This window comes from Corynebacterium callunae DSM 20147, assembly GCF_000344785.1.
GTDB classification, from domain to species: Bacteria; Actinomycetota; Actinomycetes; order Mycobacteriales; family Mycobacteriaceae; genus Corynebacterium; species Corynebacterium callunae.
Map to the genome: position 1 here is coordinate 323,051 of NC_020506.1, position 16,174 is coordinate 339,224.

14 protein-coding genes are annotated in these 16,174 nt (G+C 52.5%); 6 read left to right on the forward strand and 8 right to left on the reverse strand.

The window, feature by feature from the left end; translation table 11 throughout:
• Positions 1-183: 183 nt before the first annotated feature.
• Both H924_RS01485 and H924_RS01490 read left to right on the forward strand, forming a co-directional pair.
• Positions 184-744, forward strand: a complete 561-nt coding sequence (locus H924_RS01485; protein WP_015650194.1) for a type 1 glutamine amidotransferase domain-containing protein — start codon at positions 184-186, stop codon at positions 742-744.
• Complete coding sequence (locus H924_RS01490) at positions 741-1,052, forward strand: putative quinol monooxygenase (RefSeq protein ID WP_015650195.1); 312 nt, start codon at positions 741-743, stop codon at positions 1,050-1,052. Before H924_RS01485 ends, H924_RS01490 begins: the two co-directional genes overlap by 4 nt.
• Before the next feature lie 1,381 nt (positions 1,053-2,433).
• Here H924_RS01490 and H924_RS01495 read toward each other — a convergent pair.
• Positions 2,434-3,495, reverse strand: coding sequence for an NAD(P)-dependent alcohol dehydrogenase (locus H924_RS01495; protein ID WP_029703714.1), 1,062 nt, complete (start codon positions 3,493-3,495; stop codon positions 2,434-2,436).
• 545 nt (positions 3,496-4,040) lie between these two features.
• Between H924_RS01495 and H924_RS14465 the strand changes: the two genes are divergently transcribed.
• Entirely contained in the window at positions 4,041-4,433 is a 393-nt protein-coding gene (locus tag H924_RS14465) for a GyrI-like domain-containing protein (RefSeq protein WP_245533882.1), read from the forward strand.
• A gap of 213 nt (positions 4,434-4,646) precedes the next feature.
• Here the strand turns inward: H924_RS14465 and H924_RS01505 are convergent, their stop codons facing one another.
• From H924_RS01505 to rfbB, 5 genes are all read right to left on the reverse strand, one after another.
• A complete protein-coding gene (locus H924_RS01505; RefSeq protein ID WP_015650198.1) occupies positions 4,647-5,420 on the reverse strand; it encodes a creatininase in 774 nt (257 codons plus the stop codon).
• A 13-nt stretch (positions 5,421-5,433) separates the two neighbouring features.
• A complete protein-coding gene (locus H924_RS01510) occupies positions 5,434-6,747 on the reverse strand; it encodes an MFS transporter (protein ID WP_015650199.1) in 1,314 nt (437 codons plus the stop codon).
• Positions 6,748-7,303: 556 nt separating this feature from the next.
• Entirely contained in the window at positions 7,304-8,167 is an 864-nt protein-coding gene (rfbA, locus tag H924_RS01515) for a glucose-1-phosphate thymidylyltransferase RfbA (protein WP_015650200.1), read from the reverse strand.
• Positions 8,168-9,523, reverse strand: a complete 1,356-nt coding sequence (locus H924_RS01520; RefSeq protein ID WP_015650201.1) for a sugar nucleotide-binding protein — start codon at positions 9,521-9,523, stop codon at positions 8,168-8,170.
• Complete coding sequence (gene rfbB, locus H924_RS01525; RefSeq protein WP_015650202.1) at positions 9,523-10,542, reverse strand: dTDP-glucose 4,6-dehydratase; 1,020 nt, start codon at positions 10,540-10,542, stop codon at positions 9,523-9,525. The genes H924_RS01520 and rfbB overlap by 1 nt, the downstream gene beginning before the upstream one ends.
• Before the next feature lie 314 nt (positions 10,543-10,856).
• Here rfbB and H924_RS01530 point away from each other — a divergent pair, with 314 nt between their 5' ends.
• From H924_RS01530 to H924_RS01540, 3 genes are all read left to right on the forward strand, one after another.
• A complete protein-coding gene (locus H924_RS01530; protein WP_015650203.1) occupies positions 10,857-11,639 on the forward strand; it encodes an NYN domain-containing protein in 783 nt (260 codons plus the stop codon).
• Between the two features lie 87 nt (positions 11,640-11,726).
• Entirely contained in the window at positions 11,727-12,707 is a 981-nt protein-coding gene (locus tag H924_RS01535) for an ABC transporter substrate-binding protein (protein WP_015650204.1), read from the forward strand.
• Positions 12,708-13,469, forward strand: coding sequence for a siderophore-interacting protein (locus tag H924_RS01540; RefSeq protein WP_015650205.1), 762 nt, complete (start codon positions 12,708-12,710; stop codon positions 13,467-13,469).
• Between the two features lie 106 nt (positions 13,470-13,575).
• Here the strand turns inward: H924_RS01540 and H924_RS01545 are convergent, their stop codons facing one another.
• Positions 13,576-14,799 (reverse strand): hypothetical protein, encoded by a 1,224-nt coding sequence (locus H924_RS01545; protein ID WP_015650206.1) that lies wholly within the window; start codon positions 14,797-14,799, stop codon positions 13,576-13,578.
• Entirely contained in the window at positions 14,796-16,169 is a 1,374-nt protein-coding gene (locus H924_RS01550; protein ID WP_015650207.1) for a M1 family metallopeptidase, read from the reverse strand. The genes H924_RS01545 and H924_RS01550 overlap by 4 nt, the downstream gene beginning before the upstream one ends.
• Positions 16,170-16,174 lie beyond the last annotated feature (5 nt).

Genomic DNA, 16,174 nt, shown 5'->3' on the forward strand with positions numbered 1-16,174 from the left:
TGATAGTTTCCTACGACTGGTCTTTGGAGCAGGCGCTGCCCGCTAAAACTTCGATGAGTGTGCTGACGCTTAAACGGCGACTAAACCACAGTCGTGTTGAACCTTCATTACGCTGTCCTGTACGGACAATGGATGGCTCGCCTACATAGGTAGGTCACCACTTCTCACAGAACGGAATGGAAGATGTCAGATGAATTGAAAGGCAAGCGGGTCGCGATCCTTGCCGCAGACGGCGTGGAGCGCGTCGAGCTGGAGCAGCCGAGACAGGCGCTTCTTGATGCTGGCGCCACGACTGAGTTGCTGTCGCTGCACGAGGGTGAGATCAAGGCTCGCAACAATGACTTAGATGAAGCGGGTACGTTTTTGGTCGATGCTCTAGTTAAGTCAGTTTCGGTTGATGACTATGACGCTCTGTTGCTTCCTGGTGGCACAGTCAACCCGGATCAGCTACGGATGGACACCGACGCGGTAGGTTTTGTGCGTGATTTCGTAGCCACTGGCAAACTAGTTGCCTCGATCTGCCATGGCCCGTGGACTCTGATCGAGGCCGGAGTCGCAAATGGCCGGACGCTGACCTCTTACCCAAGTATCCGCACCGACTTGCGCAATGCCGGTGCGAATGTCGTCGACGAAGAGGTTGTCCGTGATGGGAACCTCGTCACCAGCCGCTGGCCGGATGATCTTCCGGCCTTTTGTTCCACAATCGTGGAACTGCTCAGCCAGTCCAAGGAGGGACAATCATGATTGAAGTTGCATTGTCAGTAGTTTTGCGAGCTAAGCCAGGCAAAGAGGAAGAAGTCGCGGAGTTTCTACGTAGTGCGCGCTCCATTGTCGAGCAAGAAGATGGCACGAGGGCTTGGTTCGCTTTGCAGTTCGATGCGTCTACCTTCGGGATCTTCGACGTATTCCCAGACGATGAGGCCCGCCAGGCTCATCTGACGGGAAGCGTGGGCCAGGCACTCGCCGCGCAGGGAGCAGAACTGTTTAGCGTAGAACCCGACATTCAGCACGTCGATGTGCTCGCGTATAAGCTACCTGGTGAAAGCGTTTAGAGGACTAACTGCGAGTTTTCATCCGGTGTTGTCTGAATCGGTTGGCCTTAACTAGGACGAGGAATCAGTTCCCGGCGCGTACACCCATAGTTAAGCCCGTTACGAAGCTAACTAGTACACGATGGGTTCTTTGACTGTGATTCTTACCGGCATATTCAGCTAAATCGTAACGGATCCTGGGGCGCAGATGGCCGGCCGGTTGCCAGTCTCAAGCGCAGGGTTTGGTGGTGGTGAATAAGTTCTGGTGAAGTCCTATGTACTCGTTGGCTGGTTTTGCTTCGGAGTGGTTACTCTTAGCGCGGTGGTCTATCTTTACCGCAAGGCCATGGAGCTTCTAGGTTTCTCCATATTGTGACAGGCTAACCTCTGCGCAAATTAAGCGAAGCTTTGTGCTGAGAGTTTTGCGTGGCACTGTATCTCGTGATCCGTGCGGGCTTGTAGGCGGCTGGCGGACTCTGTTCTCATTTTGTAGTAAATCATTGAAGCATCCCGCAACAATTGCGGGATGCTTCAGTGCGAAAAGGCATGTGCATTCATCACCGATAAGGAATATCGGCTTCTCCAGACCAGTAGCTTTGCATAGTAATCGCTGCCGTTTTTTAGCTGTCACGATTCGAATTATAGGTAGCTAAGGCCCTCACTTTTGGGTTTCGAACCCCACTTGGTCTTTGACCCGACAAAAGTTGTCGAAGCCCCGCTATCCTTGCTCGTGTACTGATAATCGTTAAGCCATCGGACTATGAGGCGTGGGCAAGTTGCCCCTTTCAAAGTCGCGCTTGTGTTTGATAAGTGTCTGTGCCAGAACATAGTAGATCATGCTTAAACTGCGCCGCGCTCTCTAGTAGCTGAAAGTCGCCCCACCGCACTTAGATAGAGTCCCTCTACATTAGTTTTCCATGCTTAGCTGATGGATCCGATAGACGGCGACATTGATTATGTTTATCTTCTCGACGTTGATTGGTCCTTCTGCTGAAGGGGGAGCTGTGGAATCTCCAAGCTCTCTGCTAAGGAGCTCGATTTCTTTTTCTTTGTTAGCCAGCAATCAATCTCTTAATACAGGGGGCTACAAGGTGGTCTGCTTATACGGATTAAGAGATTGTGAGGATCATTTTCGCAGCAGGGGTGTACATGGGTATCAAGTTCCCTGAGATGAGTATTAGATTTTCTATATTTGCAAAGCTAAACCCCCACTTTCTCCGAAAAAGATTTTCGAAAAAGCGGGGGTAATTCACCCCATCGAAATGGGGAAGATGATCGCTTGGGATGTTCAACGGGATCATCCCTACTGAAGTAGGGAAGCCACCAAAGGTTGCTAAAGATTAGCTTCCTTAGGTGGCCTTTATGTGCCCTAGTCTAAAACATTTTGGGCATCGGGTGGTGCTTAAACAGCCTCAGCCTCGGTGAAGGTCTCGGTGTCAATAACAAAGCGGAACTGGACGTCGCCAGCAACAACACGCTCATAAGCTGCATCAACGTCGTTGACGCCGATTTTCTCAATAAGTGCGCCGAGGCCGTGCTCTGCACAGAAGTTAAGCATTTCCTGGGTCTCGGCAATGCCACCGATGTTGGAGCCAGTCAGAACCTTACTGCCCCCGATGAGGGAGCCAAAGCTAACAGCTTGAGCCTCTGGTGGGAGGCCAACAACTGCCATAACACCATGTGGCTTGAGCAGGCGCAGGTACTTATCCACTGGGATAGAAGCACTGATGGTGTTGAGGATGAAGTCAAACTCGCCAACGTGATCTTCAAAGAAGTTCTCATCGGTGGTTGCGAGGGTACGAGCTGCGCCAAGGGTCTTAGCTAGCTCTGCTTTACGCAAGGAACGGGACAAAACGGTAACGTCTGCACCCTTAGCTGCGGCGATCTGAACGCCCATATGGCCAAGTCCGCCAAGGCCCATAACTGCAACCTTGTCGCCTTCCTTAACGTTCCAGCGAGCGATAGGGGAGTAAGTGGTGATGCCGGCACAGAGAAGCGGTGCAGCAACATCAAATTCAAGTTCATCAGGGATAGAGCAAACGAAACGCTCGTTAACTACTACCTTTTCAGAGTATCCGCCCTGGGTAATGGTGCCGTCCACATCTTCAGAGTTGTAGGTCCCAACGGCGCCCTTGAGGCAGTGGTTTTCAAATCCGGCGAGGCACTGTTCGCATTCGCCACAGGAATCGACCAGGCAGCCGACGCCAACGCGGTCGCCGACCTTCCACTTGGTAACTCCGGAGCCAACTGCGGAAACAACTCCGGCGATCTCATGGCCAACAGAGAGTGGGAAATGGGCTGGTCCCCACTCGTTACGAATGGTGTGGATGTCGCTGTGGCAGATCCCAGCAGCTCTAATATCGATTACGACGTCATCTTCGCGGGGGTCGCGGCGGTTGATGACCTTAACCTCGAATGGTGCTTCGGGGCCTGTTTTCTGGAGTGCTTTTACTTGGATGCTCACTCGCGCCATGCTACCTACAGTTGCCTTTTGGGTGTTGGTCCCAAAGAGTTTCTGCAGGTTAACAGGGTTCACTTAGGGTAAATATTTTGGGGAAGAATTGACTTTTCTTGATCAGGATAAGTCAAGAAGAAACCTTCACGGGAAAATAAAGTGAGTGCTCTCGCAACAAGGAGGCACAATGCTGGAATTGAATCGTGTTATTTAAGAGATTGAAGATCATGTGGGGGTTGACGTCGAAAAGCTTGCACGCCATGCCCTGACCAGCGAAAATCACCTGCGAAGAATGTTTGGCACCCTTGCCGGGGAGCCCGTATTAGACGTTGCAATTAAGTACGGCTATGCGTCTTCCGAGGCCTTTTCAAGAGCTTTTCGACGTTTTCATGGTGTGAACCTTTCAGAAGCTCGTTTAGAGTCCACCACTTTGCGATCCCAACCGCGTTTATGCTTTCACATACAAGTAAAAGGAGTGACAGATTTGCGATACCACATTGTCGATAAAGTTGCTTTCTACCTTTCCGGTTTTCACCGGCGCTAACTCTGTAATTATGGAATTCGAGAAATTCCTGGATAAAGACACCAAGACGAAATTGTTAGCAAAGAACGACATAGAGCCGCGGGGCCCGCTTTCCATCAGTGATGAAATTGAAAACCAGCAGGAAGAAGGCTCAATTCTGGACTATTGGCATGCCGTAGCCACGAGCGAACCTGCCACCGACTTTGAATCCCTCGCTGTCCCTGCAGGTAAAGGGGTGGTCTTTGAAACTGAGGGTGCATTCCCTGAAGCAATCCAACAAATGTGGGCCGACGCTGCCACCGAATGGTTCCCCGCCAACCCTTATTTATGGGCGAAAGGGCCACAACTCTTAAAAACCACATATTCCACCGACTTTTCCACTGCTAAAGCAGAGCTTTGGCTACCGATTGAGGATGTGGGGTGATTGCGAGTCCTATTTCGGGCTAGGGATTCACCCAAGCGTGCCGATTTACGACGAAAATATGTTCCGGCATGCCCCTTTACGTAGATCGGCACGTTTGGTGAATAAAACTCCAAACAGGCCTTAAAAAGTGTCTCTCTAGAAGCGTGTTTAAGGCAAGAAAAATGGACTCCCGAGGTGGAAGTCCATTTGTAAAAGTCGAAGCTTTAAATCGTTTTAAAGCTGAACGGATGTTTTAACTTGCACTCCAAATTCATAAGCACAAATTTCGGCGATGGAGGTTGCAGCTGCATCGGCAATGATCTTGCCTTTTTCGGAAGTTGCTCCGACAGCGTCGGCGAGAGCTCCATGACTAGGGATATCACTAGGTTGTAGTGGAACCCGAAGGTATGGAGGAACAGCGAAAGCTTCCTTAGCGGGTAACTTATCTGCATGTACTAGCTCGGGGGCGAGGTGCATGAGTAAGGACGTTTCTGTAACCGCGGCATGTTCTAGATCCCAGCCGGGGAACATGATGTCGGAAAAGACTTCGTCCATAACTGAATCTTTGAGAGGGTCCCACCAGTTGGCTAAAACAATCTGGTTATCGGTGCCATGTCGGCGTTGAGCCAGGTGCATTGCTTCAAGGATCGGAGCTTGGTTTTCGAAGTGGGCACTGAGGAACAAGATCTTGCGGAAACCATCGCCAAGGAGCTCATCTAGCAGATTGCTTGCCAATTCCACCATGGTGTTGAGGGAAAGATCTACCGTGCCAGGGAAGAGTGGACCGCCACCACTATAAGGAGAAGACCGGTATCCATAATTGAGAGTGGGGAGCACTATGCCATCGATTTGCTCAGCTACCATTCGAGAAATCTCGGTGGCGATGATGGAATCGGTGGATAGTGGCAGGTGAGGCCCGTGTTGTTCACATGATCCAGCAGGAATGATGGCTACTCCATCAGTTTTGGCAGCGTATTGCTCCCAGGTCATATTGGCTGCAAATACCATTGTGTTGAGCTTTCTACTTGGACTTTGCGGCGAATGCGACACCAATTGCGGTAATAATTGCAGCTGCGACCATGTAGTAAGCCGGTGCAATTACGTTGCCGCTGGCACCGATCATCCAGGTTGCGATCATTGCTGCGGTGCCGCCAAAGAAGGCATTCGCGCAGTTGAAGGTAAGGGCAAAACCAGTGAGTCGAACGTCAGCTGGGAATTGTTCAGAGATGAAGGACGGGAGCACTCCGTCGTTAAGCGCAAGACAGGCACCCATGCCGACCTGGATCAAAATGACTCCGACGAAGCTCGCGCTGTCAAGCGCGAGGAAAGCAGGAATTGAAAATACTGCAAAAAGTGCTGCAGCAATAAGCATTGTGGTGCGACGGCCTAGGCGGTCAGAAAGTGCGCCGGTTGCGACGACGAGGACTGCATACACTGTGGAGGAGATAGTGGTAGCGATAAAAGCACTGCTAGAGCTCATACCGAGTTCTTCGGAGAGGTAAGTGGGCAGGTAAGCCAGAACCATGTAGAAGCCGATGGCATTGAGGATGGCGCCGGAGAAAGCTACAAGGAGTGCACGTGGGTATTTGAAAACCTCGAGGATTGGAAGCTTTTTAGCGGAGTCTTCGTCGGCAACGTGAGTTTCGGGAGCCATGCGTCGGATGATGAGTCCAACAATTCCTAGAGGTGCTGCCAAAAGGAATGGTAGACGCCAACCCCAGGAAGCGAGGGAAGCATCGTCAAGGAGGGAAGTGAGAAGAGCGACAAAGAGGGAACCAAGGAGGAGTCCACAAGCGGTAGCTGCAGGAACTACTGAGGCGAAAAGTCCGCGACGGTTCTGTGGAGCAGATTCTGAGATATAGGTAGATGCTGCAGCATATTCGCCGGAAGCACTAAATCCCTGGATAAGGCGTAGCACCAAAAGCAAGATTGGTGCAGCAATGCCGATGGAGTTATATCCGGGAAGTAATGCAATACAGAAAGTTGCAAGGCTCATAAAGAGGATGGAAGCGGAAAGACTCTTGGTGCGACCAAGGCGGTCTCCGATGTGTCCCCAAGCAACTGCGCCGATAGGACGAATTAGGAATGAGAGTGCAAATAGGGCGAACGTGTTAATAAGTGCCGCACGTCCGGTGAGCTCCGGGAAGAAAACTCCCGCAATGATGGAAGCCATGTACATGTATGCGGCGTAGTCGAACCATTCAACAAAGGTTCCGATAAAGCTCGCGCGTACTGCGTTCCTAAGATCTTTTTTGCTGGTTTCAGTGGTGCTAATTGTGGTGCTAATTGTGGTATCTGGCGTGGCACTTACTATTGCCGGGTTTTGAACAGACATTGCACTTCTCCTTTTATCGGCTCACCCCGATCCATAGTTTTCTATAGGGTGATAGAAAAGAATATAAGTACAAGCCGTGGAGGAAGTCAATTCCTATAGAATGATAGGTTTGATTCGTGGTTAGTGTCACTAATTTTGACCATTTTTCCCCGGTACCTTTGGGGAATCCGGGGTTGTCACGTTCCTGGACGCTTCCATACCGGGATCTTTGCGGAGTGGCATGGTTTATTGGGCTGAAATTGAGTATCGGGTAGGATTTTTTGGCCCTGGAAAGCCTGCAAGCGTGCCGATTTACGACGAAATGTCCTTTTAGGGCTCTTGCTTGCGTAAATTGGCACCGCTAAGGGCCTCGAAGCGTGCCGATTTACGACGAAAATATGTTCCGTCACGGCCTCTTACGTAGATCGGCACGCTTGGTGAATAAAACTCTAAAACCGCCCTTAAAAGTGCCTCTCTAGAAGCTTGTTTAAGACAAGAAAAATGGACTCCCGAGGTGGAAGTCCATTTATAAAAGTCGAGGCCTTAAATCGGCGCCGGTAGTGCCAACAAAAACCAGCTATTCACCAGCGACGCGCAACAAATAGTTGCCATAGCCGGATTTCTTTAATTCCTCACCCAAAACAGTGAGCTGAGCTGCGGAAATGAAACCCTCACGGTAGGCAGCGACCTCAGGGGAGCCGATGATATTGCCGGTGCGCTTTTGCAGAACCTCAACATAGGAAGAAGCCTCGGACATGGAATCGATAGTGCCAGTATCGAGCCAGACATCGCCGCGGTCCAGACGTTGCACAGTTAAAGCACCTTGCTGGAGGTAGGCATCGTTAACGGAGGTGATTTCTAGCTCGCCGCGCGAGGAAGGCTTGATTGACTTAGCGATGTCCACCACGCGATTGTCGTAGAAGTACAGTCCTACCACGGCAAAGTTGGATTTTGGTGCGGTGGGCTTTTCTTCAATCGACACCGCCTTATTAGCAGCATCAAATTCCACCACGCCATAACGCTCTGGATCGGACACCTCATAAGCAAAGACAATGCCGCCGGAAGGATCAGAACATTGCTTCAAAGAGTGACCAAGTTGGGCGCCGTCGAAGATGTTATCGCCAAGGACCAGTGCCACATCGTCTGAGCCGATGAAATCTTCGCCGATGATAAACGCCTGGGCAAGGCCATCGGGCGAGGGTTGCACGGCATAGCTGAGTGAAATTCCCCAGGCAGAGCCATCGCCAAGCAGGCGTTCGAAGGAGGAGCGGTCTTCTGGGGTAGTGATGATGAGGATATCGCTAATGCCGGATTGGATAAGCGTGGTCAATGGGTAGTAGACCATGGGCTTGTCATAAATCGGCATGAGCTGCTTGGAAATGCCCTTGGTGATTGGGTAGAGACGGGTTCCGGAACCACCTGCGAGAATGATGCCCTTCATTTACAGCTCCTTGAGGTAATCGTTGAGGCGGGACTGCCAGGTCGGCGCGTTAAAGCCCGTCGCTTCAATCTTGGAGAGATCAAGCACGGAATTAAGTGGACGCGGTGCTGTCTCTTTGTCGGCGAAGTATTCGGCGGTGGATACTCCGGTGACATCGGAAGGCTCTGTGAACACTGCGCGTGCGATATCTGCCCAGCTTGCGGGCTCGCCAGAGTTGCTGAGGTTGTAGGTGCCAAATTCTGCACCAACCTCAAGCAGGTGCGCGATACCTGCGGCGATGTCGGCGGTAAAGGACAAACGTCCGATTTGATCATCAACAACTGATGGTTTGATGCCGCGTTCGTCGAGGGATTTCATGGTGCGGACAAAGTTATTGCCATCGCCAATTACCCAGCTGGTGCGCACAATATAATGCCGTGGCGCGGTGGCAGCTGCAATATCGCCGGCTGCTTTGGACTGTCCATAAACGCCAAGCGGGGAAAATGGTGCGTCCTCAGTATAGGATTCTTGGCTGCCATCAAAGACGTAATCCGAGGACACATGCACCAAAGTGAGGTTGTTTTCGCGTGCGATTGTCGCCAAGTTCGCCACGGCAGTGGCATTAATTGCCCACGCCGCTGCGCGATCGTTCTCGGCGCGATCAACGGCTGTGTAGGCGGCAGCGTTGATGATGGTGGAATATTGTTTCCATTGCTTTGCGACGCGCAGATCCGCGGTGATATCTAAGTCAGCGCGGCTTAAGAACTCAGCATCGGGGAAAACCGCGCGCAGCGCGGTTCCCAACTGACCGCCTGCACCCACAACGAGCACCTTGCGTGGCGGGACAGGGGTGGCGTCGATAAGCGCAGGGTGGTTAGCGTCTTTGTCGGAAATTTCAGTGGGCTTGAGCGGCCAGTTGATCATGTTGAGGTTGACGAAGCTGTATTCAGCGTCCGGGGACCAGTGATCGTTGACGAGGTAGGTGTAGAGGGTGCCGTCCTCGAGGGCTTGGAAGCCGTTGGCGATGCCGCGTGGGACGTAGACGGCGGTGTCGGGGCCGATGGTGACGGTGACGGTTTTGCCGTAGGTGGCGGAGCCTTCGCGCAGGTCAACCCAGGCGCCGAAGACGGAACCGACGGCGACGGAGACGAACTTATCCCAAGGTTCGGCGTGCATGCCGCGGGTGACACCTTTGAGGGCGTTAAAGCTCATGTTGTTTTGGACGGGTCCAAAATCAGGCAGGCCGAGTTCGACCATTTTGGTGCGTTGCCAGTTTTCTTTGAACCAGCCGCGGTTGTCGCCGTGGACGGGGAGATCAAAGATGATCAGACCGTCGATATCGGTGGTGTGGGAGGTCAGTTGTTTGCCGTATTCCATTATTGTCCCTGCTTAGCGTAGGTAGCTTCGACGTTGTCCTTGGCGGGGCGCCACCAGGATTCGTTGTTGCGGTACCAGTCGATGGTTTGCTCGACGCCTTTGCGCATACCGGAATCGGTGTCGGTGTATTTGGGCACCCAGCCAAGTTCGGTGCGCAGCTTGGTGGAATCCATGGCGTAGCGCATATCGTGACCCGGGCGGTCAGCAACGTGTTCATAAGCGTTTTTGTCGAGGCCCATCAATTCGCAGATGAGCTCGATGACCTGCTTGTTGTTGACGTGATCGTTGTCGGCGCCGATGATGTAGCTTTCGCCGATTTTTCCTTCTTTAAGGATCAGGTGCACGGCGTCGTTGTGGTCGTCGACGTGGATCCAGTCGCGGACTTGCTCGCCGGTGCCGTAGAGCTTTGGAGTAAGTCCGGCCAGGATATTGGTGATCTGGCGGGGGATGAACTTCTCAATGTGCTGGTAGGGGCCGTAGTTATTGGAGCAGTTGGACATGGTTGCTTGGATGCCGAAGGAACGGATCCAGGCGTGAACCAGGTGGTCTGATCCTGCCTTGGTGGCGGAATATGGAGAGGATGGCTTGTAGGCGGTGTCCTCGGTGAAGCGGTTGGGATCATCGAGTTCGAGATCGCCGAAGACCTCATCGGTGGAGATGTGGTGGAAGCGTTTGTTGTGCTTGCGCACGGCTTCTAGCAGGGTATATGTGCCGATAAGGTTGGTGTGGATAAAGGGGGAGGGATCTTTGAGCGAGTTATCGTTGTGGGATTCTGCGGCGAAGTGGACGGTGATGTCGTGGTCTTTGACCAGGGTGTCTACTAGTTCGGCGTCGCAGATGTCGCCTTCGATGAGGGTTACTTTGCTGTCGGGGAGGCCTTTGAGGTTGTCGGCGTTTCCGGCGTAGGTGAGCTTATCGAGCACCGTGATCTGGGTGTATTCAGAGTGTTGCTCAACAGTTTGGCGGACGAAGTTGGCGCCGATGAAGCCGGCACCTCCGGTCACAAGCAAAGAAGTCATGTTCGTAATACTACTTGGGGCGTGGAATTGGGGCAGCCATTAGCGCGCGGCGGGGCATAGCGGGGAGTTTGCGTGGTGGGGCGAAGGGTGAGCTGGGGATATACCGCAATCATCGATTTTGAGGAAGTTTGTAGTGGATTCTGCTGAAAAGTTATCGATAGCTAAATGTCTACCAGGCAGGTAAAATTCCAGTAGCAAATGGGATTGAATTTTGATGTCTTGGAGACTAAAATTCATTAAATCACCCCTTGCCGTTGACCCTCTATAATCAGGAGAGTTGCCGATGACAAGGGGTTTTATCATTGGGGGGCTAAGTGTCTCAAAAGATGCGCAGTAATGAGACTTACCGTCAACCGCAATTGAGGCCAGTGTTAACGGCGATTCTTATTGATGGTGGCTTTTATCGGCGCAGGGCTTATTCGCTCTTTGGAGATAAAAGCCCGGAGGACCGAGCCAATGAGCTAGAGGAATACGCGCGTCGGCATATTCGTAAGTCTAGAAGCAGCCTATATCGCATCTTTTACTATGATTGTCCGCCTTCGGAGAAGGTAATTTTTCATCCACTTACTCGTACTCAGGTAAATCTAGGGAAGTCTGAGCAATTTAGGTGGACCAACGATTTTTTCGATGCGCTCAACCATAAAAGGAAATTTGCTTTGCGACGGGGTGAAGAACTTGAAACTCAGCAAGGGTATTCGCTTAAGCAGAAGTCTTTGAAAAAACTCCTTAATGGAACGCTAAAGCTAGAAGAACTAACAGAGGCTGACTTCTCGCTTGATATCACTCAAAAAGGTGTCGATATGCGGATTGGGTTGGATATAGCTTCTTTGGCCGAGCGTAAAACTGTCAATCAAATAGTCATGATTACCGGGGATAGTGACTTTGTGCCTGCAGCTAAACATGCACGTCGGGAGGGGATTGACTTCATTTTAGATCCTATGTGGGCTGATATTGCTAGGAGTCTAAGTGAGCATATTGATGGCGTGCGCCAATGCGTGAAAAATTATCCCGAGAACAAGCGTGATCCTCTTTATTTTGAGAATTTGCACAAAGAAATACTTCCTACCGTTTCTCAGGTAGATGAGGAGGAGCTTTAGGTGCTGTACCCCCCTCCTCACTTTAAAACTAATGCAAAAACTAAAGTAAACCTTGCCTTACTTTCATTCGTAAAGTAATTTGAGGGGATGATTCTTCGCTTCCCCTCGTTGGCAAAACCTCAAATTGCCCTCAAAAAAGCCCTCGCACCAGCATGTATCGGCCTGGCGCTAACACTCAGCGCCTGCAGCGGCTCCTCCACAAGCAACACCGGAAGCACCGAAACCGCCGGAAGCACTGAAACCGCAGCCGCCTCCTACACCGTGGAACACGCAATGGGCACCACGGTCATCGATGGCCCAGTGAAAAGAGTTGTAGTTATTGATTCTCCACACCTCGACGCACTCCTAGCCTTGGGAATCACCCCAGTTGGTGCTACTGAATCCGGTGCAGAAAATGGCTTCCCCACTTACCTCGCTGATCAGCTGCAGGATACGGAATCTGTGGGTTCTACTTCGGAGCCAAATCTGGAGAAAATCGCTTCACTTGACCCCGATCTCATCATCGGCGCGAAGGTTCGCCATGAGGGAATCTATGAGCAGCTTTCGGCAATTGCACCGACTGTGATGTCGGAGGGCTCTGGTACTAATTGGCATGAGCAGGCAGAAATCACCGCGGCAGCTGTTAATCGCAGCGCGGAAATGACTGACCTTATCAATGATCTCTCCACCCGCGCAGATGAAGTCGGCGAGGAAGTTGGAGCAGAAGGCCAGACTGTGTCTATGGTTCGCTTCCGTCCGGATAATTTCAGACTCTATGGTCCAGAAACTTTCTCTGGCTCCATTCTGGAGGAAGTCGGCTATGACCTGGGCGAAAAGGAGTGGAACGAGTACTCCATGATGGAGCTCAGCACTGAGAACTTCGGCCAAATTGATGGCGATCTCATTTTCTACACCATCCCTGGCGAGCCAGCCGCAACCACATATCCGCAGGTCTCTGAGTTGTGGAAGGATTCCCCAGCGGTCCAGCAGGGCAAGACCTATGAGTTCGAGGATGAAACCTGGATGGTTGGCATTGGCGTGCTCGGCGGCAATGAAATCCTCGATGACCTCGAAGAGGCCCTTAGCTAATTGTCCACTTTCAATAAGTCACCCAATGTGCTCTTTCCCGTCCGCGTGGCGCGAGCGCAGCGGGTGTCGCCTGGTTTTATGCGGATTACTTTTGCCGCACCGGAGCTAAAATTTTTGCCCAGTCGCAGCTTGGATCAGCGCATCAAAATCCTTTTCCCCAAAACTCCACATCTGCCCCAAAGCCTTGCCGAGCCTATCCTCCCAGAGTCCCAGTGGCGTAAGCAATGGCGAGAGCTAGACCCAGATATTCGCCCTCACCTGCGCACTTATACAATCGCACAGTCGCGACCCAAAGTTGCAGAGGTGGATATCGATTTCTTCCTCCACGATCAAACCCCCACATTTAGCGCCGTGAATTGGGCTCGCACGGCGCGGATCGGCGATCACGCGGCAATTTCTGCGCCCGACACCCGCAAGTCCCCCGGCTTGCACGGCATTCAGTGGCGCCCCGGCCCCGCGCGCCACGCAGTCCTCATCGGCGATGAAACCGCGATTCCGGCAATGCGGGGCATTTTAAGCGCTTTTCGACGAAAAAACGCGGTGGTTCTCCTCCACGCAAAGCATCCGCTAGATGCCCAACTTTTGGGAGATCATGAACCTTTTAGTGATCAAACCCTAAAGCGCATTAAAAAGCAGCTCACACCAGAAACCTACATTTGGTGTGCCGGCGAAAGCCTTTGGGTGGCGCAACTTCGTCAGGAATTCCTTGCTACAGGCCTAAGCCCCGAACAGATCCAAGTCCAGGGTTATTGGAATCGATAGATGCGACGGTTGCGATTCCACACCGCAGATAGCTCATGTGCCTGCATTTGTGCGGGATTTGGTCACTTTTTAGCCTCCAAAAGTGACATTTCACCGCACAAATCTCTCAAATCTCGGCTTTTGTGGTGCGAGATCCCGAGAACAGCGCACCCAAATGCACAATCAAGCCACACAGCGGTCCGCAGATGAGTGCAAGCGCAGCGGCGAGTCCGAGGGAGAATGGTCCAAGCAGAAATCCAACTGCAACAACGGTGGCAACTACCCATCCGGCTAGGTAGATGCCATGTTTTTCAAAGGCAATGGCGGCACATCCAGAGACCATCAAAGATGCAGTGGTGGTGGCGCCCAGGGTTAGCAGAGCCAGCAACCAGCCAGGCACGGTGAAGAGGTCTTTGCGCAGGACTACCTCCATAAGCCAAGGACCAGCCACCCAAGCCAAGCCCGCACCAACTAGACCAATTCCCCATACGAGTGCCAACGGCCCTGTTAGCGCTTTAAAAGGACCAAGTTTTCCGGAGACAAAGCGCACGATGATGGCAGATTGGAATTGCTGGAGGGGAACCAAAAGGGGAGCGCGGGTCAAGATGACGGCGTAGGAGACGGCAGCCATTGAAACCGTGCCGGCAACGCTAGTGGGGTTCGCAAATTTCAGCAGGGTGGGGAAGCCGGTGATGAGGATGGCGGTGGCACCGGAAGCAGCCATCGCTAAGAGAGCTTGGCGCACAAATACGCGCGCGGAAACATCGGCAACTGAGCCCAATACTGAGCGTACGGAACCAAAACACAGCACGATGACCAGCCAAGATATGGAACCAATAACGGTGATCACCAAGAATGCCAAAAGTTGGTAGCCCAGCAACCAAGCACCTACAGCTAGTAGCATGCGCACGCCGGTATCTAAGGAAATCAGCGCTGCATATTCTTTCCAGAGCTGGCAGCCGGACAATATTCCGGAGATGGTGGCTTGGATGGCATAGCTGGCAAGCCCAATGGCAAGCATGCCAACACCGATGCCTTGTTGGGAACTTAAAAGCTGGCCAATCCAAAATGGAGCAGAAACTGCCAGCAGCACCAGCACCACAGCGCCGACAATAAAGGCGAATTTAAAGGGCTGAAAAGTGCCACCAGCGCCAGATCTACCCGCAGTAACCGCGCGGGTGGTTTCTTGGGTAAGGCCAGTCAAGACGCCGGTACCTGCGAAGAATAAGCCCCAGTAGGCGGTGAATTCTTCGGCGAGCGTGCCAGAATCGCCAAGCGCCCAGGCTGCGATGATGATCACCACAAAGCCGGAAAGCCCAGCGATGATTGTGGCCAGCGTCAAATACTTCATGCCGTGGGGAATTCCGGCAGGGGAAGTTCGCGCAGCCAGGAGTTCCACAAGGCATCAAGTGCTGCGTGATCTGTAGAGACCATATAAAGGTGGCGTTTTAGATCGCGAGGCTCCACTAGGCCATGTCGGCCTTCGGCAACATAGCTTTGAATCGCGGAGAAGAAGGCTGCATCGCCAAGCAAAACGCGCAGTGCGTGGACGGTTAGAGCACCGCGCTTGTACACCCGATCATCGAACATGTCCTTGGCACCGGGATCGGCAAGCAGCAGGTCCTGCGGCAACTTCGCCAGCTCCTCATAAAACGATAGAGCACTCGCAGCGGCAGATTTTACGCCAGCTTTTTCCAACCACAGCCATTCGGCATAACAGGCAAAGCCCTCATTAAGCCAGATGTCATTCCACTGGGCCAGGCCCAAGGAGTTACCAAACCACTGGTGGGAAAGCTCGTGGGCAATAAGGCGTTCCCAGGTGTCTTTACCGGTGGCGTGGTTAGCACCAAAGGTGGAAAGTCCATGGGCTTCCAGCGGAATCTCCAGGTCATCTTCGGTGATTACCACGCGGTAGCTGCTAAATGGGTAGGGGCCAAATAGTTCTTCATAGGCATCAACCATGGCAACTTGTTTGGAGAAGTCATGCAGGATCCGTGCCTTCAAAGCGGAAGAGCCGCGCGGAATATAAGCAAGAACCGGAACTCCGGAGGCTGCCTTGCCAAGGGAAACTTCTTCATAGTCACCAACGTGGATGGCTGCCAAATAGGTGGCCATGCCTTCGCGGGTTCGATAATGCCAGGTAGTCATGCTGCCACTGACACTGCGTCCAATAAGTTCGCCGGTGGCGATAGCGCTGTAGCCATTATCCACCGCGATTTTTACGTCGAAAAGCGCCTTTTCGTCTGGGGTGTCGTCGCAAGGCAACCAGCTGGGCGCCCCGCACGGCTGGGAGGCGACGAGGGAGCCGTTGCTGAGTTCTTCCCAGCCGATCATTCCCCATTGGCTGCGCACTGGGCGCGGGTTGCCACGATAGCGGATGACCAAGGAAAATTCTTGATCGACGGGGATTTGATTGCGGAAGGTGATGCGCAATTTGCGGTCGGAGTGGCGGAAACGAGCCACCTCGACGCGGGTGCCAGCGGTGCCGATGGCGGAAACTTTTTCCACGCGCAGGCTATTGGCCAGGTCCAAAGTGAGCGAATCGAGGGCATGGTAATTGTCCATACGCAGGGTGGCTGTGCCCATGAGCAGATTGGGGGCTACTCGATAAGTTAAGTCCAACTCATAACCGCGAATGTGATATCCGAGGTTGAAGTTAATGCCTGTGTAGGAATCGCTGGTTCCTGGGACCGGAGTGGTGCGCAGCCTTCTCTTTATCATAGGAA